The sequence below is a fragment of the Pseudomonas sp. SJZ131 genome (genome assembly GCF_007828705.1).
In the GTDB taxonomy this organism is placed as follows: Bacteria; Pseudomonadota; Gammaproteobacteria; order Pseudomonadales; family Pseudomonadaceae; genus Aquipseudomonas; species Aquipseudomonas prosekii.
On the sequence record NZ_VIVC01000005.1, the window covers coordinates 134,086 to 155,846 of the forward strand.

Below are 21,761 nucleotides of genomic sequence, written 5' to 3' on the forward strand. Positions count from 1 at the left end.
CTGTGGTGGAGCGGCAATTGGCGGATCACCACGATCCCTGTAGGAGCAAGGCTTGCCCGCGAAGAGGCCGGCACGTCCAACATCAATGTCTACTGGAAGACCGCTTTCGCGGGCAAGCCTTGCTCCCACGGGTTTAGCGTTGTTCACGGAATTTGTGGCTGGCCAAGTTTTAATGTGGGAGTGAGCTTGCTCGCGATGGCGGTGGGTCAGTCACTTCAATGCTGACGGGTCGTCAGCTATCGCGAGCAGGCTCACTCCTACAGGGTTTGGTGTTGGCGCATGCCGGGCAATAAAAAACCCCGCGGGCTTAACGCCAGCGGGGTTTTTGTGTACGGGGTCGGGCTGGCTTACATCATGCCGCCCATGCCGCCCATACCGCCCATGTCTGGCATGCCGCCGCCAGCAGAGCCTTCTTCCTTGATCTCGGCGATCATGGCTTCGGTCGTGATCATCAGGCTGGCGATGGAAGCCGCTGCCTGCAGAGCCGAACGAGTCACTTTGGCCGGGTCGAGGATACCCATTTCGATCATGTCGCCGTATTCGCCGGTAGCAGCGTTGTAACCGTAGTTACCCGAACCCTGCTTGACCTTGTCGACTACTACGCTTGGCTCGTCGCCGGAGTTGGCAACGATCTGGCGCAGTGGCGCTTCAACAGCGCGACGCAGCAACTGGATACCAACGTCCTGATCGGCGTTGTCGCCTTTCAGTTCGGAGATAGCCTGCAGAGCGCGAACCAGTGCCACGCCGCCGCCAGGTACCACGCCTTCTTCAACGGCTGCACGAGTTGCGTGCAGGGCGTCTTCAACGCGGGCTTTCTTCTCTTTCATTTCAACTTCGGAACCAGCGCCAACCTTGATCACTGCAACGCCGCCGGACAGCTTGGCCAGACGCTCTTGCAGTTTTTCACGGTCGTAGTCGGACGAAGTGTCAGCCACTTGCTGACGGATCTGCAGAACGCGAGCCTGGATATCAGTCTCAACGCCAGCGCCGTCGATCACGGTGGTGTTTTCTTTGGACAGGATCACGCGCTTGGCATTACCCAGGTGTTCCAGGGTGGTGCTTTCCAGGCTCAGGCCGATCTCTTCGGAGATGACGGTACCGCCAGTCAGAACAGCGATGTCCTGCAGCATTGCCTTGCGACGGTCGCCGAAGCCTGGAGCCTTGACGGCTGCAACCTTGACGATGCCACGCATGTTGTTCACTACCAGAGTCGCCAGGGCTTCGCCTTCAACGTCTTCAGCAACGATCAGCAGTGGACGGCCGGCTTTGGCAACGGCTTCCAGTACTGGCAACATTTCGCGGATGTTGGAGATCTTTTTGTCGACCAGCAGGATCAGCGGACCGTCGAGCTCGGCGGTCATGGTTTCCGGCTTGTTGACGAAGTACGGGGACAGGTAACCACGGTCGAACTGCATGCCTTCAACAACCGACAGTTCGTTTTCCAGGCCCGAGCCTTCTTCAACGGTGATCACGCCTTCTTTACCGACTTTTTCCATGGCTTCGGCAATGATGTCGCCGATGGAGTTGTCGGAGTTGGCCGAGATGGTGCCGACCTGAGCGATTGCCTTGGTGTCAGCGCAAGGCTTGGACAGGGCTTTGAGCTCTTTGACGATAGCGATGGTCGCTTTGTCGATGCCGCGCTTCAGGTCCATCGGGTTCATGCCGGCAGCGACGGCTTTCAGGCCTTCGTTGACGATCGATTGAGCCAGAACGGTAGCGGTAGTGGTGCCGTCGCCGGCGTCATCGTTGGCACGGGAGGCAACGTCTTTGACCAGCTGCGCGCCCATGTTTTCGAAGCGATCTTTCAGCTCGATTTCTTTGGCGACGGACACGCCGTCCTTGGTGATGGTCGGAGCGCCGAAGCTCTTCTCGATGATCACGTTACGGCCTTTAGGGCCCAGGGTCGCTTTTACTGCGTCAGCCAGGACGTTGACACCGGCGAGCATTTTCTTGCGGGCGGAATCGCCGAATTTAACTTCTTTAGCAGCCATGATCGATATTCCTTAAATACTTTGTAGTAACGGGAAAATGAGCGGGGAATCAGCCTTCGATAACAGCGAGAATCTCGTTCTCAGCCATTACCAGCAGGTCTTCGCCGTCAACTTTCACAGTGTTGCTGCCGGAGTACGGACCGAACACAACCTTGTCACCCACTTTAACGGCCAGTGCGCGCACTTCACCGTTGTCCAGCACGCGGCCGGTACCGACAGCGAGGATCTCGCCGCTGTTGGCTTTTTCAGCAGCCGAACCTGGCAGGACGATACCGCCAGCGGTTTTCTTTTCTTCTTCGCTGCGACGGATGACGACGCGGTCATGCAGAGGACGAAGCTTCATTGTCGATCTCTCCTAATTGTGGTTTTCATCGGCCGGTGTGTTCCCGGCGGGTTTAACAAATCCGGCGGTGCCGGGTGCGGTTCGTCAAGCGAACCGCGGAAGTCTGTCTGGCGTGTTCGCCAGAAACCTTGCGGTGACCGTTACATAAGGGCGCATAAGCTTATTACAAGGGCGGACAGACAAAATTTTTGTGTTTTTGCGGCGCAAACGAACACGGCACCCGAGGGTGCCGTGGCGCTGAACGCTTTACTTGGGATCGCGATGTTCGAACTCGCCTTCGATCACATCCGGCTCGCGACTCAGTGGCTGGCGCGGCGCAGGACCGCCGCGCGGCTGCAGGTCATCGGCGAACGCGCGTTGGCGGATCGCTGCCTCTTCGGCGCGCTGGCGCATTTTGTTCGCCAGCAGTCGACGCGAAATAGGCAGCAGCATGATCAGACCCAGCACGTCAGTGACGAAACCCGGCAGGATCAACAGGCCGCCGGCCAATGCCAGCATCAAGCCTTCGAGCATGGTCTGCGCCGGCAGTTCGCCGCGATTCAAGCTTTCCCGGGCGCGCAGTGCAGTCGCCAGACCGGCGATGCGCAGCACGAACACGCCGAGCATCGAGCCGAGAATCACCAGCAGCAGCGCCGGGAAAAACCCGATCGCGCCGCTGACCTTGACGAATACGAACAGCTCCAACACCGGAAACAGTACAAAGAGCAATAAAAAAGGGCGCATCTAATGGTTCCTCAACGCAAGAATGCCTTGCCAGTCTTCCCTAGATGACGTCGCCGTTTCGTGAATTCAAGCGTCGGCCTCGGCATTTTTCGGCCAATGTTCGGCGTGAGCCAGGAAAACCAAGGCTTCGCGCACTTGTGTCGGCGTATTACATGGCGCTTGAAACGGCAGCCAGTAGAGCCCTTGGCCGATGCGCAGGTGCATGCCTTCGGTGTCGATGCCGGCCAGTTGCGCCGGGCTGGTCGTCGGCAGGCCGGCCAGTTCGACGTAGTGCGCAATGGCCTTGGCGTGGTCAGCGTTCATGTGCTCGACCATGCTCACTTCAGCCTTGCCGGCGAACGGGTTGGCGAGGGTCAATTGATCGACCCAATGAATCGCGCCGAAACCGCCGATGTAGCGATGACGCACCGGTTCGAGTACCCAGAAATCGAAATCGTGGGCCTTGTGGTAACTCTGCGATTCAGGGAAATAGCGGTAATAACGCCCGGCCGCCGCTTCGATGGCCGCCTCGCCTTCAAGCTTCTGCGCTTGGGCGAGGTAGGTCAGGCGCCCGACCGCTTGCGCATCCTCAGCCCCGCGCTCACCGACAAACAATGAGCACTTCGGGTCTTTTTGCAGGTTGTGCGTGTGCTGGGCGATGCGGCTGATCAGGATCAGCGGCCGGCCCTGCTGGTCGAGGCAGTAAGGCACCACCGAGCCGAACGGGAAACCGGGCATGGCTTTGGAGTGCGTCGACAACACGCCCCGGTATTCCTTGAGAAGCAATTCTCGTGCATTCTTGGCCGCTTCAACGCTCAATTTATGACTCCTTATATAGAATCCGTCGAAAAAACGGACAGGCGCCTGGGAATAAGTTTCCAGTCGCGCTCGGGGCAGTTCTCATGTGCAGCCGGCCACTTCAGGCGCAGATCGAGAGGCCCTCTTCAAGGACAACCACTCAGACCTGCTATTGGGGCATGCGAATGCAACTCACTGACAAAGTAATCATTATCACTGGCGGTTGCCAGGGTTTAGGCCGTTCGATGGCCGAGTATTTCGCCGGCAAAGGCGCGAAATTGGCGCTGGTCGATCTGAACCAGGAGAAACTCGACGACACGGTTGCCGCGTGCAAAGCCAAGGGTGTCGAGGCTCGCGCCTATGTGTGCAACGTCGCCAATGAAGAACAGGTGACGCACATGGTGGCGCAAGTGGCCGAAGATTTCGGCGCGATTCACGGCTTGATCAACAATGCCGGGATCTTGCGCGACGGCCTGCTGCTGAAGGTCAAGGACGGCGAGATGACCAAGATGAGCCTGGCGCAATGGCAGGCGGTTATCGACGTCAACCTGACTGGCGTGTTCCTGTGCACCCGCGAGGTCGCGGCGAAAATGGTCGAGCTGAAAAACAGCGGCGCGATCATCAATATTTCGTCGATCTCGCGTGCCGGCAACGTTGGCCAGACCAACTATTCCGCCGCCAAGGCTGGCGTCGCTGCAGCGACCGTAACCTGGGCCAAGGAACTGGCACGCTACGGGATTCGGGTCGCCGGCATTGCGCCAGGCTTTATCGAAACCGAGATGACCTTGGGCATGAAGCCCGAAGCGCTGGAGAAGATGACCTCCGGGATTCCGCTGAAGCGCATGGGCAAACCGGATGAGATTGCCCATTCGGCGGCGTATATCTTCGAGAACGACTACTACACCGGACGGATTCTGGAGATGGACGGCGGGCTGCGCATCTAAAACAAAACCTTGTAGCAGCTGCCGAGGCACGAGGCTGCGTTGCGTGTCCGCAGGACCGCCTCGGGGACCGACCTAGGGGGCCGCTGCGCAGCCCAACGCAGCCTCGTGCCTCGGCAGCTGCTACAAATACCTTTGCGCGATTAGTCGTCGCTGATGGTGATGTTCGGCATTGCCGGGCTTGCCGCTTCCTGCAACACGATCCGTGCGCCGACATGCCGGGCCAGTTCCTGGTAAACCAGGGCAATCGGGCCGTCCGGCTCGGCGACTACCGTTGGTTTACCGCTGTCGGCCTGCTCGCGGATGTCCATCGCCAGCGGCAGTGAGGCCAGCAGTTCGACGCCATACTGATTGGCCAACTTGACCCCGCCACCTTCACCGAACAGATGCTCGGCATGCCCGCAGTTGGAGCAGATGTGCACGGCCATGTTTTCCACCACGCCCAACACCGGAATGTTGACCTTGCGGAACATTTCCACGCCTTTGCGCGCGTCCAGCAGGGCCAGATCCTGCGGCGTGGTGACGATCACCGCACCAGCCACCGGGACTTTCTGCGCCAGGGTCAGCTGAATGTCGCCGGTGCCTGGCGGCATGTCGATGACCAGGTAATCGAGGTCGCCCCACGCGGTTTGCGTGACCAGTTGCAGCAAGGCGCCGGAGACCATCGGGCCGCGCCAGACCATCGGCGTGTTGTCATCGGTGAGGAACGCCATCGACATCACTTCGACGCCATGCGAAACGATCGGCACGAACCACTTCTGATCCTTGACCTGCGGCCGCGTGCCTTCGGCGATGCCGAACATGATGCCTTGGCTCGGGCCATAGATGTCGGCGTCGAGAATCCCGACTTTGGCGCCTTCGCGGGCCAGCGCCAGCGCAAGGTTGGCGGCGGTGGTCGACTTGCCGACGCCGCCCTTGCCCGAGGCCACGGCGACCACGTTCTTGACGTTGGCCAAGCCTGGAATCTGTGCCTGAGCCTTGTGCGCGGCGATCACGCTGGTGATCTCGACGCGCGCGGCAGTCACGCCGTCGAGGCCTTGAATGGCCATTTCCAGCATCTGCGCCCAGCCGCTTTTGAACAGGCCGGCGGCATAACCGAGTTCGAGCTGGACGCTGACGCGATCGCCCTGAATCTCGATAGTGCGCACGCACCCGGCGCTGACCGGATCCTGGTTCAGATAAGGGTCGGTGTATTGGCGAAGGACGGCTTCCACCGCTGCGCGATTGACGGCGCTCATGGGCAACTCCGATAGCAAGACTGGAAAATCAGGCGGGTATCGTACGCCGGACGCGGATGTGTGGCGAACAGATTACTGTGGCTGGAGCGCTTCCTGTGGCGAGGGGGCTTGCCCCCGTTGGGTGGCGGAGCCGCCCCTGCAATCTGTCAGACAGACCGAGTCGTCTGGATTCACGACTGCTGCGCAGCCGGACGGGGGCAAGCCCCCTCGCCACAAAAGCATGATTGTCAAAATGAGCCCTTAGGTGGCGGGGGTGAAAATTATTGCCCGGCGCTTTATAGTGGCCGACCTCCGTTTCATCAAGTAGCCGAGCCCCATGTCCGAGCCACGCAAGATCCTCGTCACCAGCGCCCTGCCCTATGCCAATGGTTCGATCCATCTTGGCCACATGCTGGAATATATCCAGACCGACATGTGGGTGCGCTTCCAGAAGCACCGCGGCAACCAATGCATTTATGTCTGCGCCGACGACGCCCACGGTTCGGCCATCATGCTGCGCGCGGAAAAGGAAGGCATCACCCCGGAACAACTGATCGCCAACGTCCAGGCTGAACACAGCGCCGACTTTGCCGAGTTCCTGGTCGACTTCGACAATTTCCACTCCACTCACTCCGATGAAAACCGTGAGCTGTCGAGTCAGATCTACCTGAAACTGCGCGACGCCGGGCACATCGCCCAGCGTTCGATCACGCAATATTTCGACCCGGAAAAGAAAATGTTCCTGGCCGACCGCTTCATCAAGGGCACCTGCCCGAAATGCGGCACCGAAGACCAGTACGGCGACAATTGCGAAAAATGCGGCGCGACCTACGCGCCGACCGATTTGAAGGATCCGAAGTCGGCAATCTCTGGCGCCACCCCGGTGCTCAAGGATTCCCAGCACTTCTTCTTCAAATTGCCGGACTTCCAGGAAATGCTTCAGGCCTGGACCCGCAGCGGCACCCTGCAAGACGCCGTCGCCAACAAGATCGCCGAATGGCTGGACGCCGGCCTGCAACAGTGGGACATCTCCCGCGATGCGCCGTATTTCGGTTTCGAGATTCCGGGCGAGCCGGGCAAATATTTCTACGTGTGGCTGGACGCGCCGATCGGCTACATGGCCAGCTTCAAGAACCTCTGCGCACGTCGTCCGGACCTGGATTTCGATGCGTTCTGGGCCAAGGATTCCACCGCCGAGCTGTACCACTTCATCGGCAAGGACATCGTCAATTTCCACGCGCTGTTCTGGCCAGCGATGCTCGAAGGCGCGGGTTTGCGCAAACCGACCGGCATCAACGTCCACGGCTACCTGACCGTCAACGGCCAGAAGATGTCCAAGTCCCGCGGCACCTTCGTCAAGGCGCGCACTTACCTCGATCACCTGTCGCCGGAGTACCTGCGTTATTACTACGCGGCGAAACTGGGCCGCGGCGTCGATGACCTCGACCTGAACCTCGAAGACTTCGTGCAGAAGGTCAACTCCGACCTGGTCGGCAAAGTCGTCAACATCGCCAGCCGTTGCGCCGGTTTCATCCAGAAAGGCAACGCCGGGGTACTGGTCGAAGGCAACGCCGCGCCGGAACTGACCGACGCCTTCCTCGCCGCCGCGCCGAGCATCGCCGATGCCTACGAGGCTCGCGACTTTGCCCGCGCCATGCGCGAAATCATGGGCCTGGCCGACCGCGCCAACGCCTGGATCGCCGACAAAGCGCCGTGGTCGCTGAACAAACAGGAAGGCAAGCACGACGAAGTCCAGGCTATTTGCGCTCTGGGCATCAACCTGTTCCGCCAACTGGTGATCTTCCTCAAACCGGTGTTGCCGCTGCTGGCCGCCGACGCCGAGGCGTTCCTCAACGTCGCGCCGCTGACCTGGAACGACCACGCCACGCTGCTGAGCAATCACCAGTTGAACGAGTTCAAACCGTTGATGACCCGCATCGACCCGGTAAAAGTCCAAGCCATGACCGACGCCTCGAAAGAAGACCTGACCGCCAGCGCCACCGATACCGGCGCAACTGCACCGGCCGGCAACGGTGAACTGCTCAAGGAACCGCTGTCGCCGGAAATCGACTTTGATGCCTTCGCCGCCATCGATTTGCGCGTGGCGCTGATCATTAAGGCTGAAGCCGTGGAAGGCGCCGACAAACTGCTGCGCCTGACCCTCGACATCGGTGACGAGCAACGCAACGTTTTCTCCGGGATCAAGAGTGCTTACCCGGATCCGTCCAAGCTCGATGGTCGCCTGACCATGATGATCGCCAACCTCAAGCCACGGAAAATGAAGTTCGGTATCTCCGAAGGCATGGTGATGGCCGCCGGTCCTGGCGGCGAAGAAATCTACCTGCTGAGCCCTGACAGCGGCGCCAAGCCGGGTCAACGCATCAAGTAAGATTTCGCGCTGAACCGATCCCACAGTCGTGCCCCGCGCGACTGTGGGATTTTCATGTCTGGCCCACCCTCCTTCCTTGCCGGATAATGCCTGACCTTGGCACACAGCCCGTAGTGACCGGCACGATCATGACCGCATTGCTCCTCACGATTATCAGCGCCGCCCTGATCAACAACCTCGTGTTGCAGTGGCCGCTGGGCGTCGATCCGCTATTGGCCGCCGAACGAAGGCAGGTTCACGCCTTGGGTGTGGCGACCGCGAGCCTGATGTTGATCGTCGGCGTGCTCGGTGATTTGCTCTATCGCGGGTTGCTGGTGCCGCTGGACCTGACGGCGTTGCGGCTGTTTGTGTTTCTGCCGCTGAGCGTTCTGCTGATCGCGCCGCTGCTGAAATTGCTCGCGCGGGCGCTGCCCGGACTGTCCTTCGATGGCCTGTGGCCGTTGTTGCTCGGCAATGCCGGCGTGCTCGGGCTGACCTTGCTCAATGCCGAGGACGATAAAGGACTGCTGCAGGCCACAGCGCTGAGCCTCGGCGCCGGGCTGGGCTTTTGGCTGGTGCTGAGCCTGTTCAGCGATTTGCGCCAACGCACCCTCGACAACGATGTTCCCCTGCCCTTTCGTGGCTTGCCGATCCAGTTGATCGGCGCCGGATTGCTCGCAGTGGCTTTTCTCGGATTCAGTGGACTGATCAAAACATGAGTCTGATTCAACGCATCGACGCCCTCCTGCCACAGACCCAGTGCGGCAAGTGCGGCCACCCCGGATGCCAGCCCTACGCCGCCGGCATCGTCAGCGGCGAGGCAATCAACAAGTGCCCGCCGGGCGGCGCCGAAACCATCGCCGCGCTCGCCGAATTGCTGCAGGTGCCGGTGCTCGAACTCGACACCAGTCGCGGCGCGGCGCCGGCGCAAATCGCCTATATCCGCGAGGCCGAATGCATCGGTTGCACCAAATGCATTCAGGCCTGCCCGGTCGATGCGATCGTCGGCGCGGCGAAGCTGATGCACACGGTGATTGTCGATGAATGCACCGGTTGCGATTTGTGCGTGGCGCCCTGCCCGGTGGACTGCATTGAAATGCAGCCATTGCCGCTGGCCACGGTGCTGCCGATTGTCGGTGGCTTGGCCTTCAGCCTTGAAGAACAACGGGCGCGGGCGCTCAAACGCAACCGCGCACGGCGCCGCTTCGAGCAACGCAACGCACGCCTGCAACGTGAAGAACAACAGCGCATCGCCGAGCGTCAGGCCCGCGCGCAACGTGCCGCGCAACCAAGCGCGGCGGCGGTCAATCCAGTGCAAGCCGCGCTGGAACGGGTTCGCGCACAGAAAGCCGCGACGGCTGACGCGGCGCTGAAAAAAGCCAAGATCGACGTGGCGATGAGTCGGGCGCAACTGAACAAATCGCTGAAAGCTTTCGGCCATCCGCCGACCTTCGAACAGCAATCGCAACTGATCGTCCTGCAACAACAGTTTGAAGCTGCCGAACGCGCGCTGGCGCAACTGGAAAGTGCGGCGCCAGCGCCGGCGCCGGTTGCCACGCCGAAAGACGCGGAGCTGAAAAGGGCGAAAATCCAATTGGCGATGCGTCGCGCCGAACTGAAAAAAGCCCAGACCAACGAAGCGCCGGCAGAGCAAATTCAAGCTTTGCAGCAGGCGCTGGAGAACGCCGAACAAGCCTTGCACGCAGCGGAAGCCGTCAGCGAGCAACCGTTGCCTGAACTGACGCGCGTCGAAAAACGCCCGATCAACAATCAGCTTCGCCAGCTGAAAACCGAATTGGCCTACGCCCGCGCCGACGTCAGCAAACTCGAGCGGCAAGCCGATACGCCGAGCGAGGTGCTGGAAAAGGCCCGCGCCCGACTCGCGCAAGCCGAACAGCAAGTGGAGGCCTATGTCGCCCCTTGAATCGGTGGATCAACGCCTGCAGCAGGCAATGAAACTGGTCTTGCTCGCCGCTGCGCCGGGCTTGCTGGTGATGTTTTGGTTGTACGGCTGGGGCGTTCTGATCAACCTGATGCTGACCGCGCTGACCGCGTTGGCGGTCGAAGCCGCGGTGCTCAAACTGCGCCGGCGGCCCGTCCAATCGAGCTTGAGCGACGGCAGCGCGCTGGTCACCGCAACGCTGCTGACACTGGCGTTGCCGCCCTATTGCCCGTGGTGGCTGACGGTCAGCGCGGCGGCGGCAGCGTTGTTGTTCGGCAAGCATTTGTATGGCGGCGTCGGCAGCAACCCGTTCAACCCGGCGATGCTCGGTGTGGCGTTGGCGCTGGTGTCTTTTCCGCAATCGATGACCCATTGGCCGGCTGCGCATGGCGTGGATCTGTTTACCGGCCTGCAGCAGATTTTCGGTTTCAGCCTCAGCCAGACGCCGGACGCCTGGGTGCAAGCGACGGCGCTGGACGCCTTGCGCGTTAATAAAAGCCTGACCATTGATGAACTGTTCGCCAGCCATTCGGCGTTCGGGCGGTTCGGCGGGCGCGGCGTCGAATGGCTCAACCTGGCGTTTCTCGCCGGTGGCGTATTTTTGCTGCAACGCCGCGTGTTCACCTGGCATGCGCCGGTCGGCATGCTCGCCAGCCTGTTCGTCATCAGCCTGCTGTGCTGGAACGGCTCGGGCTCCGACTCGAACGGTTCGCCGCTGTTTCATCTGCTCAGCGGCGCAAGCATGTTGGGCGCGCTCTTCATCGTCACTGAACCGGTGTCCGGCGCCAAAAGCCCCGGCGCGCGGTTGTTGTTCGGTGTCGGCGTCGGGCTGCTGACCTACCTGATTCGGACGTGGGGCGGCTACCCCGATGGCGTCGCGTTTGCCGTGCTGCTGATGAACCTCTGCGTACCGGCACTCGACCGGTTTGTCGTCGCACGACAGCAGCGAGCCGCGTCATGAACCGGGCCGCGAGTATTGCGACGTTGCTGCTGGTGGGCGGGCTGGGGCTCGGCGGGACTTACGCGCTGCAACAGCTGAGCACGGCGCGCATCGCCAGCGAACAGCGGCAGATCGACAGCCGCACCTTGCTCGATATGCTGCCGCCCGCCAGCTACGACAATCAGCCGCTGGACCGACCACTGGCGCTCGACAAAGTGTCGCTGAGCACCAGTACGTTGCTGACGGGCTACCGGGCGACCCATGCCGGTCAAACCAGCGCCGTGTTGCTGCGCAGCCAAACTACGGGTTACACCGCCAGCATCGAGTTGCTGATTGCCATCGATGCCAACGGCAAACTGCTGGGGGTGAAAACCCTCAAGCAAGCGGAAACCCCAGGCTTGGGCGGACGGATTGCCGAATGGCCGAATGCCTGGCTGCAGAGCTTCAGCGGCAAGTCGCGCAACGATCCCGCTGATAGCGCTTGGGCATTGAAAAAGGATCAGGGTCAATTCGATCAGATCGCCGGAGCGACCACGACTTCAAGGGCCGTGATCAAAGCGATTCACGATGCGTTGCGCTACTTCGACGAACATCGGCAAACGCTGGTCGGGAGCGTCGCCAATGAATAAACCATGTTTGCAGAACTCGCTGATGCTGCTGCCACTGATCGGCGCCACTGGTTCGCTGATGAGCGCGATGGGCGTGAGCCTGATGTTGCTGTTGGTGATTGCGCTGTTTGGCGTGGCGATGGCGCCACTGCGCTCGCGCCTTGCGCCGTGGGCACGCCTGCCTGCTGGCGTGTTGCTGGCCGCGACGCTGACCAGTTGCGCGCAAATCGCCGGGCAAGCGTGGTCGCTGCAATGGCAGCAACATTTGGGAATGTACGCCGGGCTGATCGCGCTGCAATGCATGGTGCTGGAGTACAACGGTTTTTTCCGCAGCCCACGGCGTGACCGAATGCGTCTGTGCGGCGGCTTCGTCGCGCTGATGCTGGTCATGGGTGCGCTGCGCGAACTCATCGGCAACGGCACATTGGCGGCGCATCTGTCGTGGCTGATCGGCGCTGCAGATTGGCCAGGCCTGGTGCTGAATGCCGACGGCGGTTTGCGCCTGGCCACCCTCGCCCCTGGCGGATTTATCCTGTTGGGATTATTGATCGCCGGGTGGCAAGCCTGGGTCCGCCCAACGCCTTCACAATCGACCGCTTTCGAGGAAACGCATCATCCATGAATGCCGCAAAACGTTACGAAATCTTTCGCAGGCTTCACGAAGACAACCCGGAACCGAAGACCGAGCTGGCCTATTCCTCAGCATTCGAACTGCTGATCGCGGTGATCCTGTCGGCGCAATCCACCGACGTTGGCGTCAACAAAGCCACGGCCAAACTGTACCCGGTGGCCAATACCCCGGCGGCGATTTACGCGTTGGGCGTCGAAGGTCTGTCGCACTACATCAAGACCATCGGCCTGTTTAACAGCAAGGCAAAAAACGTCATCGAGACTTGTCGTTTGTTGGTCGAGCGCCACGGCGGTGAAGTGCCGCAGACCCGCGAAGAGCTGGAAGCCTTGCCGGGCGTGGGCCGCAAGACTGCCAACGTGGTGCTCAATACTGCGTTCCGGCAACTGACCATGGCCGTGGACACGCACATTTTCCGCGTCAGCAACCGCACCGGGATTGCCCCGGGCAAGAACGTGGTCGAAGTGGAAATGAAGCTGATGAAGTTTGTGCCCAAGGAGTTTCTGCTCGATTCACATCACTGGCTGATCCTCCATGGGCGCTACGTGTGCCTGGCGCGCAAGCCTCGCTGCGGCAGTTGCCGAATCGAGGATTTGTGCGAGTACAAGCAAAAGACCTCGGACGATTGAGCGGCTATTAGCTTTATTGATTTGTCGATTGAAAAAATCTTTTTTACCCGCCGGGAGAATGTCGATATAAGGAGCGCCAAAGGCACTCTTGGCCTGGAGTAACAAAATGAGTACTGGCAAAGAGCAATTGGAAGTGGAAGAAGACTTCACCCCCGTTGAGGCCGATGACGCTGAACCGGTGGTCGAGGTCGCGAAAACCAACCTGAGCAAGCGCCGCACCATCGACAATCTGCTGGAGGAGCGCCGGTTGCAAAAGCAGTTGGCCGATTACGATTTTGATCTATGACACCTGAAAGCCTCCCGCAACGGAGGCTTTTTCTTTGCTGCCATTAAACCAGTCCATTGCGCTGCGCCAGTTCGATCAGGTCCACCAGCGATCGTGCATTAAGCTTCAACAACAAACGCGTCTTGTAAGTGCTGACCGTCTTGTTGCTGAGGAACATGCCATCGGCAATTTCCTTGTTGGTCTTACCCCGAGCCAGTTGTTGCAGCACCATCATTTCCCGGCCTGACAACCGATCAACCATATCCGCTTCGCTGGCATTACCCAGACTTGCACGGACGGTATGCAACGCTTGATTGGGAAAGTAACTATAACCGGACAATACAGCCTTTATTGCACTCAGCAGTTCCGTCAGATCCTGTTGTTTGCATACATAACCGGCAGCCCCCGACTGCATGCAGCGCATTGAAAAATGCCCCGGCGCCTGCGAGGTCAGCACTAATACTTTCAAAGGCAGTTGCACGGATGTCAGGCGCGCAATGACTTCAAGTCCGTCGAGCTTCGGTATGCCTATATCCAGGATGACAATATCCGGCATATGTTCACGCGCAAGTTGCAATGCATCGACACCGTTATCTGTTTCTGCGACGACTTCGTAGCCATGACGTTCCATTAGCAAACGCACCGCAAGACGAATGACGGGGTGATCATCCACGATCAGCACTTTATTCATGGGCAAGTCCAATTTCGCTGTTCGAATTTTTAGAGCCCGCACAATAACGTAGTCGTTTCGCCCATGGGACGCTGCCCCCCCCAAGCACCTACAGCGAGAGACATTCCCTACAACTAACGCGGATTATTCCTACAAAAAAACCCTGAATGCACAGGGCAAAAAAACGCGAAACCCGACAGCCGAGCACAAGGAAGAAGATTTTTTTGTATCGGCCTACAACCTGCACCGCACGCAAGTGCAGGTTTGAGCGCTGAATCAGTACATATTGAATGGATAACAGCGTTTAAAAGCAACCAATATTGTCGAATCAAAATTCATGCCGGTCGCATAACTCACCAACCATTTTCTTAGCGGACAAATTCCTCCGAAAGTGTTTGATAAAGTCTTGAAACAACTAGGGCAAACAAAAATAATTCAACCCAACTAAAGTCACTCACTTGCACTACAGCACGCACACCGAACACAGCAACAACAATAAAAATCGCAAACCTTAAACTTTGACTACCACTTCAACCCATGAGAACCCCTTTATATCTATGAGCAACAGCCATGAAAAAAATACCGAAAAAGATATCCAACCCGATGACAATTATTGCCATATTCGCAACGCTCTCCGAAACATCCGCCGCGGTGTCTTTACCTTTCCTCGGTGATGACGAACGAGAAGTCTATGTATGGTTTTTGATCAGCTTTCCTTTTTACTTGCTGTTCCTTTTCTTTCTGACGCTCAACTTCAACTATCGATCCCTCTATGCGCCGTCAGACTTTGCAGAGGACAAGAGTTTTCTGACAATCCTTGATGACGCCGAACGCCCATCGAGCGCGAAATCTGAAGAGCGCGAAGGTGCGTTTGCCAGACTGAGGAGCAAGGTTCCGCCCTCGCCTCGGCAACTCTGGCGCCCAGGCTACAGCGCACAGGATTCACCTACGCACATCCATCTGCAGACCCGCACGGGTGTGCAGCACAGTTTTCATCTGCCTAGGCCGTTAAAGAAGCTGCAGATCATCGACACGCGCGGAATGAACACTGCCGAGGACTTCGGCACGTTGATGCATGGCATCCACAGCCCACGCGGTCATCCGGCGAAAGCGATTGTGTTTTTGGCGTGCAACAAGTCGCAGAAATTGCTTCAGGCAGGCTTGCTCGCGTATTCGCAACAGCAACAAAAAGACATTTGCGCCTTCAGTGTTGTTTACAACCTGAGCTCACTGGCGGTGACAGTACTGGATCAAACGGAAGATGAATGATCGGCAAAAGCAAGGCTGGGCGGGAAACGCTCGGGGGCGGAAAAACAGATGTCAGCCACCAGAAACGAAAATGGCCCTGTCGACAAAACGACAGGGCCATATCTTCAATCAGCGCAACCAAGGTCTCAGAACAGCTTGCGACCCTTGTTCGCGGCGATGCGCATGCGCAAGGCGTTGAGCTTGATGAAGCCCGCCGCGTCGGCCTGGTTGTAAGCACCGCCATCTTCTTCGAAGGTTGCGATGTTGGCGTCGAACAGCGACTCGTCGGACTTGCGGCCGGTGACGATCACGTTGCCCTTGTACAGTTTCAGGCGCACAACGCCATTCACGTGTGCCTGGGACGCATCGATCATCTGTTGCAGCATCAGACGCTCAGGGCTCCACCAGTAACCGGTGTAGATCAGGCTGGCGTATTTCGGCATCAGCTCGTCTTTGAGGTGAGCGACTTCGCGGTCCAGGGTGATCGATTCGATCGCACGGTGAGCGCGCAGCATGATGGTGCCGCCAGGGGTTTCGTAGCAGCCACGGGACTTCATGCCCACGTAACGGTTCTCGACGATGTCGAGGCGACCGATACCGTGTTCGCCACCGATTTTGTTCAGCGTCGCCAGCACGGTGGCCGGGGTCATTTCAACGCCGTCCAGGGCAACGATGTCGCCATTGCGGTAGGTCAGTTCCAGGTACTGCGCTTTATCAGGAGCCTTCTCCGGGGAGACGGTCCATTTCCACATGTCTTCTTCGTGCTCGGTCCAGGTGTCTTCCAGCACGCCGCCTTCATAGGAGATGTGCAGCAGGTTGGCATCCATCGAGTACGGGGATTTTTTCTTGCCATGACGCTCGATCGGGATGTTGTGCTTTTCAGCATAATCCATGAGCTTTTCACGCGAGAGCAGGTCCCATTCGCGCCACGGGGCGATGACTTTCACGCCTGGCTTGAGCGCGTAGGCGCCCAGTTCGAAACGGACCTGGTCGTTGCCCTTGCCGGTCGCGCCGTGGGAAATGGCGTCGGCGCCAGTTTCGTTGGCGATTTCGATCAGGCGCTTGGCGATCAACGGACGAGCGATGGAAGTACCCAGCAGGTACTCGCCTTCGTAAACGGTGTTGGCGCGGAACATCGGATAGACGAAGTCACGCACGAACTCTTCGCGCAGATCGTCGATGTAGATTTCTTTGACGCCCATGGCCTGAGCCTTGGCGCGGGCCGGTTCGACCTCTTCGCCCTGCCCCAGGTCAGCAGTGAAGGTCACTACTTCACAGTTATAAGTATCCTGCAGCCACTTGAGGATCACCGAAGTGTCCAAGCCGCCGGAATACGCCAGAACGACCTTGTTTACGTCCGCCATGCCATCACTCCACGGGGTTTACGGAAAGCCGGGAAGTCTACCGCTCATACGGAATAATTTACAGAGGCGCGACAGCTTATGACGACGAAGCGACAGATTGTTACGCCGGCGCGACGATGACCGCCGAGTCAGGAAGTGGCCGCAGCACTCGCCGCCGAGGACGATTGCGGTGCCGGTTTGTCGGTCGGCGCGACGCGTTCGAGGCGCACCGCGACCCGGCGATTCTTCGCCCGGTTGGCCGCATTCGAGTTCGGCACCAGCGGGTAGCGCTCGCCATGGAAACGCATGGTGATCTGCGACTCCTGGATGCCATTGGCCTTGAAGAAGTCCATGACCGCCAAGGCGCGACGGCGTGAAAGTTCACGATTGGTCAGGCGGTTGCCGCTGTTGTCGGAGTGACCGTCGAGCTCAATGTGATTGACAGTCGGGTCGGCTTTGATGAATTCCAGCATCACCTGCAATTTGGCTTTGGCGTGTGGATCGAGATCAACGCCTTCACCGGGGAAGCCGACTTCGGACTGCTTCACCTGTTCGAAATTCTGTGGCAGCAGCTTGGCTACGCAACTTTGATAGTCATTAAAAGCCTTGCTGAATTTCACCGGCAGCAGTCGTACCTCAGACACCCGGCCATCGCCCGAAGCGCGGCGAATCACCGGGCTGCGGCCGTCCATCAAACCGCTGATCAGGCGCCCGGCCTGCACTTGCGAACTGTTGAACAGGACGTTGCCGCTGCCGATGTTCACCGAACCCAGGTTAATGTCGCCGCGCCCCGGTTGCCACGGCGCAGCGGCCGCGAGCAAGGTCGCGGAACCGCCGCCGATCACCGAGTTGTAGGCCTTGAGACGAAAGATCGCCTGCTCGCCAGCACGTCGCACGAACTCGCCCGAACCGAAATCGGTGATCGGCTGGGTCAGGCGGCATTCGAACTTGTCACCTTCGACCGTCCACTCGATGCTCTCCAGACGTGTCTGGAAAGTGAGCGCCATTGCGGGAAGGCTGGCAAACACACTGAGCAAGGCTAAATAACGCTGGCGCACGGGAGGCTCCACTGGCTTCTACAACAAAAAGACCGACACACACATGTTTACGGCATACCCATTGGATATCGTCAGGTTCCTGCAAAACTTGATAGCGAGTGCCTGAGAGAGTCTTTTCCGGTAGCATTCCCCTCAGTTTGACCCGCCTGGAATCCCCTCATGTCCGACCGCCTGACCCTGCTGCGTCCCGACGACTGGCATATTCATCTTCGCGATGGTGCTGTTTTGTCCAATACCGTTGCGGATGTCGCGCGCACCTTTGGTCGCGCCATCATCATGCCCAACCTGGTACCTCCGGTGCGAAACGCCGCTGAAGCCGACGGCTATCGCCAGCGGATTCTCGCTGCACGCCCGGCCGGCAGTCGCTTCGAACCGCTGATGGTGCTGTACCTGACCGACCGCACCCAGCCCGAAGAAATTCGTGAGGCCAAGGCCAGCGGTTTCGTTCACGCCGCCAAGCTGTACCCGGCCGGCGCCACCACCAACTCGGATTCTGGCGTCACCAGCATCGACAAGATCTTCCCGGCGATCGAGGCCATGGCCGAAGTCGGGATGCCTTTGCTGATTCACGGTGAAGTCACCCGTGGCGATGTCGACGTCTTCGACCGCGAAAAAATCTTCATCGATGAGCACATGCGGCGTGTGGTCGAGCGTTTCCCGACGCTCAAAGTGGTGTTCGAACACATCACCACCCGCGACGCCGTGGAATTCGTCAACGCGGCCCCGGCCAACGTTGGCGCGACCATCACCGCGCATCACCTTCTGTACAACCGCAACCACATGCTGGTGGGCGGGATTCGGCCGCACTTCTACTGCTTGCCGATTCTCAAGCGCAATACGCACCAGGAAGCCCTGCTTGACGCCGCCACCAATGGCAGCGCGAAGTTCTTCCTCGGCACCGACTCGGCGCCGCATGCGCAACACGCCAAAGAAGCCGCTTGCGGCTGCGCCGGTTGCTACACCGCTTATGCGGCGATCGAGATGTACGCCGAAGCCTTTGAACAACGCAATGCGCTGGACAAGCTCGAAGCTTTCGCCAGCCTCAACGGCCCGCGTTTCTATGGCCTGCCAGTGAACACCGATCGCATTACCCTGGTCCGCGAAGAGTGGACCGCCCCAACCAGCCTGCCATTTGGCGAGCTGACCGTAATCCCGCTGCGCGCCGGTGAAAAACTGCGCTGGCGCCTGCTGGAGGAACACGCGTGAGTGAAGACCATTTCGACGACGAACAGGACGGTCAGGGCGGCGGCGGCGGTCCTCGCCATCCAATGGCAGCGCGCTTTCGTGGTTACCTGCCGGTTGTCGTCGACGTAGAAACCGGTGGTTTCAACTCGGCCACCGACGCATTGCTGGAAATCGCCGCGACCACCATCGCGATGGATGAAAAAGGCTTCGTGTATCCCGACCACACCTACTTCTTCCGCGTCGAGCCGTTTGAAGGCGCGAACGTGGAAGCGGCGGCACTGGAATTCACCGGGATCAAACTTGATCACCCGCTGCGCATGGCCGTCAGCGAAGAAACCGCGCTGACCGACATTTTCCGCGGGATCCGCAAGGCGCTGAAAGCCAACGGCTGCAAACGGGCGATTCTGGTCGGCCACAACAGCAGCTTCGACCTGGGCTTCCTCAACGCCGCGGTCGCGCGTCTGGACATGAAACGCAACCCGTTTCACCCGTTCTCCAGTTTCGACACCGCGACCCTTGCAGGCCTGGCTTACGGCCAGACTGTATTGGCCAAGGCCTGCCAGGCTGCCGACATCGACTTCGACGGTCGCGAGGCTCACTCGGCACGCTACGACACCGAGAAGACCGCTGAGCTGTTCTGCGGCATCGTCAATCGCTGGAAACAAATGGGCGGCTGGGAAGACTTCAACGACTGATGCAGTCGCTGGGTTTATCCCGCCCACAAAAAAACCGGCCGCAATGGCCGGTTTTTTTATGCCTGACGCTTGGGCTTACAGCGCCGCAGCGTGCTCGGTCAGGTAAGCCGCAACACCTTCGGTGGAAGCGGTCATGCCTTTGTCGCCCTTTTTCCAGTTGGCTGGGCAGACTTCGCCGTGCTCTTCGTGGAATTGCAGAGCGTCGACCAGACGGACCAGCTCTTCGATGTTACGGCCCAGCGGCAGGTCGTTGATGATCTGCGAGCGGACAACGCCTTTGTCGTCGATCAGGAACGCGCCACGGAATGCCACGCCGTCAGCGGACTGAACGTCGTAGGCCTTCATGATTTCCTGCTTGATGTCGGCAGCCATGGTGTATTGAACCTGGCCGATACCGCCATTGTTCACCGGGGTGTTGCGCCATGCGTTGTGGGTGAAGTGCGAGTCGATCGAAACGGCGATCACTTCAACGTTGCGTGCCTTGAAGTCAGCAACGCGGTTGTCCAGAGCGATCAGCTCGGACGGGCAAACGAAGGTGAAGTCCAGTGGGTAGAAGAACACCAGGCCGTATTTGCCTTTGATGGCCGAGGACAGGGTGAAGCTGTCGACGATTTCGCCGTTGCCGAGAACGGCCGGTACGGTGAAGTCCGGTGCTTGTTTGCCTACGAGTACGCTCATTGGATATCTCCTGGTCTAATAACGTGAAGCTCGGGTTTCGCGTCAGCCTGCCACCCGCAAGCGACATCCCTGTGACACGAACCTGCTTGGTAAGGACCGCCCATCATACACGGCGTATTTGAGCTGTCTTTAATGGTTTTTTGATGGCACGGCAATTTGCTGCCGAGAGCGCTAATGGCCGATTACCCCGATTAAAACCGTTCGTCAGACATTGCCAGTTGTTGCACAGGGTTTACAGAAACCACTTTGACAATCATTCTCGTTAACATTAAGATCCACCGCAATTGAGTCACAACCAGCGACGGTTCTCACTTATGTATGTCTGCCTCTGCACTGGCGTCACCGACGGTCAAATCCGCGATGCAATCTATGAAGGATGCTGCAGCTACAAGGAAGTCCGTCAGGCTACCGGCGTAGCAAGCCAATGCGGCAAATGCGCCTGCCTGGCCAAGGAAGTGGTTCGCGAAACCCTTACCAAGCTGCAAACGGCCCAGGCTGCGATTCCTTTTCCAGTTGAATTTACAGCCGCATAACTACCCAATTTCAAAGAACCGGGCTCATGTCCGGTTTTTTTATGCCTGAAAATCAATCGCTTAGGTTCCAGACGCGGAACACAAACATTCTTATTCCGATTAATTTTCATATAACTTTCAATAACTTAGGTTTGACACTGTTAGTTGTGCGGCTCAAACTCTGGCCCATAGTCAGTTAATACAGGACAGGACCCGATCATGAAAGGCGACATTACAGTCATCCAGCATCTCAACAAGATCCTTGCCAATGAGCTGGTCGCGATCAATCAATACTTTCTGCATGCACGCATGTACGAAGATTGGGGCCTGAACAAGCTGGGCAAGCACGAGTACAAAGAATCCATCGACGAGATGAAGCATGCGGACAAGCTGATCAAGCGCATCCTGTTTCTCGAAGGTCTGCCGAACGTGCAGGACCTGGGCAAGCTGCAGATTGGCGAGCACACCCGCGAAATGCTTGAGTGCGACCTGCGTATCGAACGCACCGGTCACGCGGACTTGAAGGTCGCGATCGCACACTGCGAAACAGTGGGTGACTTTGGTAGCCGTGAACTGCTTGAAGATATTCTTGAAGCCGAAGAAGAACATATCGACTGGCTGGAAACTCAGCTGGGCCTGATCGACAAGATTGGTCTTGAGAACTATCTGCAATCGCAGATGGGCGAAGAGTAATTAGCGTTCGCTAAACTCGAGACGCTAAAAAGCCCCGCCCTCTTATGAGGTGCGGGGCTTTTTATTGCATGCCTTCTGTAGGAGCGAGGCTTGCCCGCGAAGAACGATGACGCGGTGTTATTGATAAACCGCGGCGCCTGCTTCGCGAGCAAGCTTTGCTCCTACAACGGCAGAAGCAGATCGCATACGTCCTGTAGGAGCGAGGCTTGCCCGCGAAGAACGATGACGCGGTGTTATTGATAAACCGCGGCGCCTGCTTCGCGAGCAAGCTTTGCTCCTACAACGGCAGAAGCAGATCGCATACGTC

The 21,761-nt window shown here is 58.7% G+C and carries 23 protein-coding genes; 14 read left to right on the forward strand and 9 right to left on the reverse strand.

What is annotated here, in order from left to right; genetic code table 11:
• Positions 1-347: 347 nt before the first annotated feature.
• The 4 genes from groL to FBY12_RS21590 all read right to left on the reverse strand — a co-directional run bounded on the left by groL (position 348) and on the right by FBY12_RS21590 (position 3,855).
• Positions 348-1,991, reverse strand: a complete 1,644-nt coding sequence (gene groL, locus FBY12_RS21575) for a chaperonin GroEL (protein WP_092278663.1) — start codon at positions 1,989-1,991, stop codon at positions 348-350.
• Between the two features lie 49 nt (positions 1,992-2,040).
• Positions 2,041-2,334 carry a co-chaperone GroES gene (locus FBY12_RS21580; RefSeq protein WP_019827816.1) on the reverse strand — a complete coding sequence of 98 codons (294 nt, stop codon included), beginning with the start codon at positions 2,332-2,334 and terminating at the stop codon, positions 2,041-2,043.
• Between the two features lie 246 nt (positions 2,335-2,580).
• A complete protein-coding gene (locus FBY12_RS21585; protein WP_109501974.1) occupies positions 2,581-3,057 on the reverse strand; it encodes an FxsA family protein in 477 nt (158 codons plus the stop codon).
• A 66-nt stretch (positions 3,058-3,123) separates the two neighbouring features.
• On the reverse strand, positions 3,124-3,855 hold the full coding sequence (locus tag FBY12_RS21590) for a HugZ family protein (protein ID WP_145255759.1): 732 nt from the start codon (positions 3,853-3,855) through the stop codon (positions 3,124-3,126).
• 164 nt (positions 3,856-4,019) lie between these two features.
• Between FBY12_RS21590 and FBY12_RS21595 the strand changes: the two genes are divergently transcribed.
• Positions 4,020-4,778 (forward strand): SDR family oxidoreductase, encoded by a 759-nt coding sequence (locus FBY12_RS21595; RefSeq protein WP_145255762.1) that lies wholly within the window; start codon positions 4,020-4,022, stop codon positions 4,776-4,778.
• A 140-nt stretch (positions 4,779-4,918) separates the two neighbouring features.
• Here the strand turns inward: FBY12_RS21595 and apbC are convergent, their stop codons facing one another.
• Positions 4,919-6,013 (reverse strand): iron-sulfur cluster carrier protein ApbC, encoded by a 1,095-nt coding sequence (apbC, locus tag FBY12_RS21600; RefSeq protein WP_121757244.1) that lies wholly within the window; start codon positions 6,011-6,013, stop codon positions 4,919-4,921.
• A 316-nt stretch (positions 6,014-6,329) separates the two neighbouring features.
• Here apbC and metG point away from each other — a divergent pair, with 316 nt between their 5' ends.
• The 8 genes from metG (at position 6,330) to FBY12_RS21640 (ending at position 13,393) form a co-directional block, all read left to right on the forward strand.
• Positions 6,330-8,381 (forward strand): methionine--tRNA ligase, encoded by a 2,052-nt coding sequence (metG, locus tag FBY12_RS21605; RefSeq protein WP_145255765.1) that lies wholly within the window; start codon positions 6,330-6,332, stop codon positions 8,379-8,381.
• Positions 8,382-8,509: 128 nt separating this feature from the next.
• Positions 8,510-9,079: an Rnf-Nqr domain containing protein gene (locus tag FBY12_RS21610; RefSeq protein WP_145255768.1), complete on the forward strand. Its 570-nt coding sequence runs from the start codon at positions 8,510-8,512 to the stop codon at positions 9,077-9,079.
• Positions 9,076-10,284 carry an electron transport complex subunit RsxB gene (rsxB, locus tag FBY12_RS21615; protein WP_145255771.1) on the forward strand — a complete coding sequence of 403 codons (1,209 nt, stop codon included), beginning with the start codon at positions 9,076-9,078 and terminating at the stop codon, positions 10,282-10,284. Before FBY12_RS21610 ends, rsxB begins: the two co-directional genes overlap by 4 nt.
• Positions 10,271-11,263, forward strand: a complete 993-nt coding sequence (locus FBY12_RS21620; protein WP_145255774.1) for an RnfABCDGE type electron transport complex subunit D — start codon at positions 10,271-10,273, stop codon at positions 11,261-11,263. Before rsxB ends, FBY12_RS21620 begins: the two co-directional genes overlap by 14 nt.
• Entirely contained in the window at positions 11,260-11,871 is a 612-nt protein-coding gene (locus FBY12_RS21625; RefSeq protein WP_145255777.1) for an RnfABCDGE type electron transport complex subunit G, read from the forward strand. Before FBY12_RS21620 ends, FBY12_RS21625 begins: the two co-directional genes overlap by 4 nt.
• Positions 11,864-12,472: an Rnf-Nqr domain containing protein gene (locus FBY12_RS21630; protein ID WP_145255780.1), complete on the forward strand. Its 609-nt coding sequence runs from the start codon at positions 11,864-11,866 to the stop codon at positions 12,470-12,472. Before FBY12_RS21625 ends, FBY12_RS21630 begins: the two co-directional genes overlap by 8 nt.
• The gene (nth, locus tag FBY12_RS21635; protein WP_092278643.1) at positions 12,469-13,107 is read left to right on the forward strand and encodes an endonuclease III; all 639 of its coding nucleotides are present in this window, start codon (positions 12,469-12,471) and stop codon (positions 13,105-13,107) included. The genes FBY12_RS21630 and nth overlap by 4 nt, the downstream gene beginning before the upstream one ends.
• 106 nt (positions 13,108-13,213) lie before the next feature.
• Positions 13,214-13,393 (forward strand): PA3496 family putative envelope integrity protein, encoded by a 180-nt coding sequence (locus FBY12_RS21640; protein ID WP_092278641.1) that lies wholly within the window; start codon positions 13,214-13,216, stop codon positions 13,391-13,393.
• A gap of 43 nt (positions 13,394-13,436) precedes the next feature.
• On the opposite strand, the gene FBY12_RS21645 is transcribed toward FBY12_RS21640, so the two are convergent.
• Positions 13,437-14,063 carry a response regulator transcription factor gene (locus tag FBY12_RS21645; RefSeq protein ID WP_092278639.1) on the reverse strand — a complete coding sequence of 209 codons (627 nt, stop codon included), beginning with the start codon at positions 14,061-14,063 and terminating at the stop codon, positions 13,437-13,439.
• Between the two features lie 549 nt (positions 14,064-14,612).
• On the opposite strand from FBY12_RS21645, the gene FBY12_RS21650 reads away from it, so the two are divergent.
• On the forward strand, positions 14,613-15,311 hold the full coding sequence (locus tag FBY12_RS21650; RefSeq protein ID WP_145255783.1) for a hypothetical protein: 699 nt from the start codon (positions 14,613-14,615) through the stop codon (positions 15,309-15,311).
• Positions 15,312-15,436: 125 nt separating this feature from the next.
• On the opposite strand, the gene FBY12_RS21655 is transcribed toward FBY12_RS21650, so the two are convergent.
• Both FBY12_RS21655 and FBY12_RS21660 read right to left on the reverse strand, forming a co-directional pair.
• The gene (locus tag FBY12_RS21655) at positions 15,437-16,654 is read right to left on the reverse strand and encodes an argininosuccinate synthase (RefSeq protein WP_092278635.1); all 1,218 of its coding nucleotides are present in this window, start codon (positions 16,652-16,654) and stop codon (positions 15,437-15,439) included.
• A 128-nt stretch (positions 16,655-16,782) separates the two neighbouring features.
• Positions 16,783-17,691, reverse strand: coding sequence for an OmpA family protein (locus tag FBY12_RS21660; protein WP_145255786.1), 909 nt, complete (start codon positions 17,689-17,691; stop codon positions 16,783-16,785).
• 159 nt (positions 17,692-17,850) lie between these two features.
• On the opposite strand from FBY12_RS21660, the gene pyrC reads away from it, so the two are divergent.
• Positions 17,851-18,897, forward strand: a complete 1,047-nt coding sequence (gene pyrC / locus FBY12_RS21665) for a dihydroorotase (protein WP_145255789.1) — start codon at positions 17,851-17,853, stop codon at positions 18,895-18,897.
• Positions 18,894-19,571 (forward strand): ribonuclease T, encoded by a 678-nt coding sequence (gene rnt, locus FBY12_RS21670; protein ID WP_092278628.1) that lies wholly within the window; start codon positions 18,894-18,896, stop codon positions 19,569-19,571. The genes pyrC and rnt overlap by 4 nt, the downstream gene beginning before the upstream one ends.
• Positions 19,572-19,646: 75 nt before the next feature.
• On the opposite strand, the gene FBY12_RS21675 is transcribed toward rnt, so the two are convergent.
• Positions 19,647-20,249, reverse strand: coding sequence for a peroxiredoxin (locus tag FBY12_RS21675; protein ID WP_121733910.1), 603 nt, complete (start codon positions 20,247-20,249; stop codon positions 19,647-19,649).
• A 314-nt stretch (positions 20,250-20,563) separates the two neighbouring features.
• On the opposite strand from FBY12_RS21675, the gene FBY12_RS21680 reads away from it, so the two are divergent.
• Together FBY12_RS21680 and bfr are read left to right on the forward strand one after the other, a co-directional pair.
• Positions 20,564-20,782: a bacterioferritin-associated ferredoxin gene (locus FBY12_RS21680; RefSeq protein WP_008057530.1), complete on the forward strand. Its 219-nt coding sequence runs from the start codon at positions 20,564-20,566 to the stop codon at positions 20,780-20,782.
• Positions 20,783-20,980: 198 nt separating this feature from the next.
• Positions 20,981-21,454, forward strand: a complete 474-nt coding sequence (bfr, locus tag FBY12_RS21685; RefSeq protein WP_092278624.1) for a bacterioferritin — start codon at positions 20,981-20,983, stop codon at positions 21,452-21,454.
• Positions 21,455-21,761 lie beyond the last annotated feature (307 nt).

Coding starts and splice junctions, on each gene's coding strand:
- groL (WP_092278663.1), bottom strand. CDS start 1,991: ATGGCTGCTAAAGAAGTTAAATTCGGCGATTCCGCCCGCAAGAAAATG.
- FBY12_RS21580 (WP_019827816.1), bottom strand. CDS start 2,334: ATGAAGCTTCGTCCTCTGCATGACCGCGTCGTCATCCGTCGCAGCGAA.
- FBY12_RS21585 (WP_109501974.1), bottom strand. CDS start 3,057: ATGCGCCCTTTTTTATTGCTCTTTGTACTGTTTCCGGTGTTGGAGCTG.
- FBY12_RS21595 (WP_145255762.1), top strand. CDS start 4,020: ATGCAACTCACTGACAAAGTAATCATTATCACTGGCGGTTGCCAGGGT.
- apbC (WP_121757244.1), bottom strand. CDS start 6,013: ATGAGCGCCGTCAATCGCGCAGCGGTGGAAGCCGTCCTTCGCCAATAC.
- metG (WP_145255765.1), top strand. CDS start 6,330: ATGTCCGAGCCACGCAAGATCCTCGTCACCAGCGCCCTGCCCTATGCC.
- FBY12_RS21610 (WP_145255768.1), top strand. CDS start 8,510: ATGACCGCATTGCTCCTCACGATTATCAGCGCCGCCCTGATCAACAAC.
- rsxB (WP_145255771.1), top strand. CDS start 9,076: ATGAGTCTGATTCAACGCATCGACGCCCTCCTGCCACAGACCCAGTGC.
- FBY12_RS21620 (WP_145255774.1), top strand. CDS start 10,271: ATGTCGCCCCTTGAATCGGTGGATCAACGCCTGCAGCAGGCAATGAAA.
- FBY12_RS21625 (WP_145255777.1), top strand. CDS start 11,260: ATGAACCGGGCCGCGAGTATTGCGACGTTGCTGCTGGTGGGCGGGCTG.
- FBY12_RS21630 (WP_145255780.1), top strand. CDS start 11,864: ATGAATAAACCATGTTTGCAGAACTCGCTGATGCTGCTGCCACTGATC.
- nth (WP_092278643.1), top strand. CDS start 12,469: ATGAATGCCGCAAAACGTTACGAAATCTTTCGCAGGCTTCACGAAGAC.
- FBY12_RS21640 (WP_092278641.1), top strand. CDS start 13,214: ATGAGTACTGGCAAAGAGCAATTGGAAGTGGAAGAAGACTTCACCCCC.
- FBY12_RS21645 (WP_092278639.1), bottom strand. CDS start 14,063: ATGAATAAAGTGCTGATCGTGGATGATCACCCCGTCATTCGTCTTGCG.
- FBY12_RS21650 (WP_145255783.1), top strand. CDS start 14,613: ATGAAAAAAATACCGAAAAAGATATCCAACCCGATGACAATTATTGCC.
- FBY12_RS21655 (WP_092278635.1), bottom strand. CDS start 16,654: ATGGCGGACGTAAACAAGGTCGTTCTGGCGTATTCCGGCGGCTTGGAC.
- pyrC (WP_145255789.1), top strand. CDS start 17,851: ATGTCCGACCGCCTGACCCTGCTGCGTCCCGACGACTGGCATATTCAT.
- FBY12_RS21675 (WP_121733910.1), bottom strand. CDS start 20,249: ATGAGCGTACTCGTAGGCAAACAAGCACCGGACTTCACCGTACCGGCC.
- FBY12_RS21680 (WP_008057530.1), top strand. CDS start 20,564: ATGTATGTCTGCCTCTGCACTGGCGTCACCGACGGTCAAATCCGCGAT.
- bfr (WP_092278624.1), top strand. CDS start 20,981: ATGAAAGGCGACATTACAGTCATCCAGCATCTCAACAAGATCCTTGCC.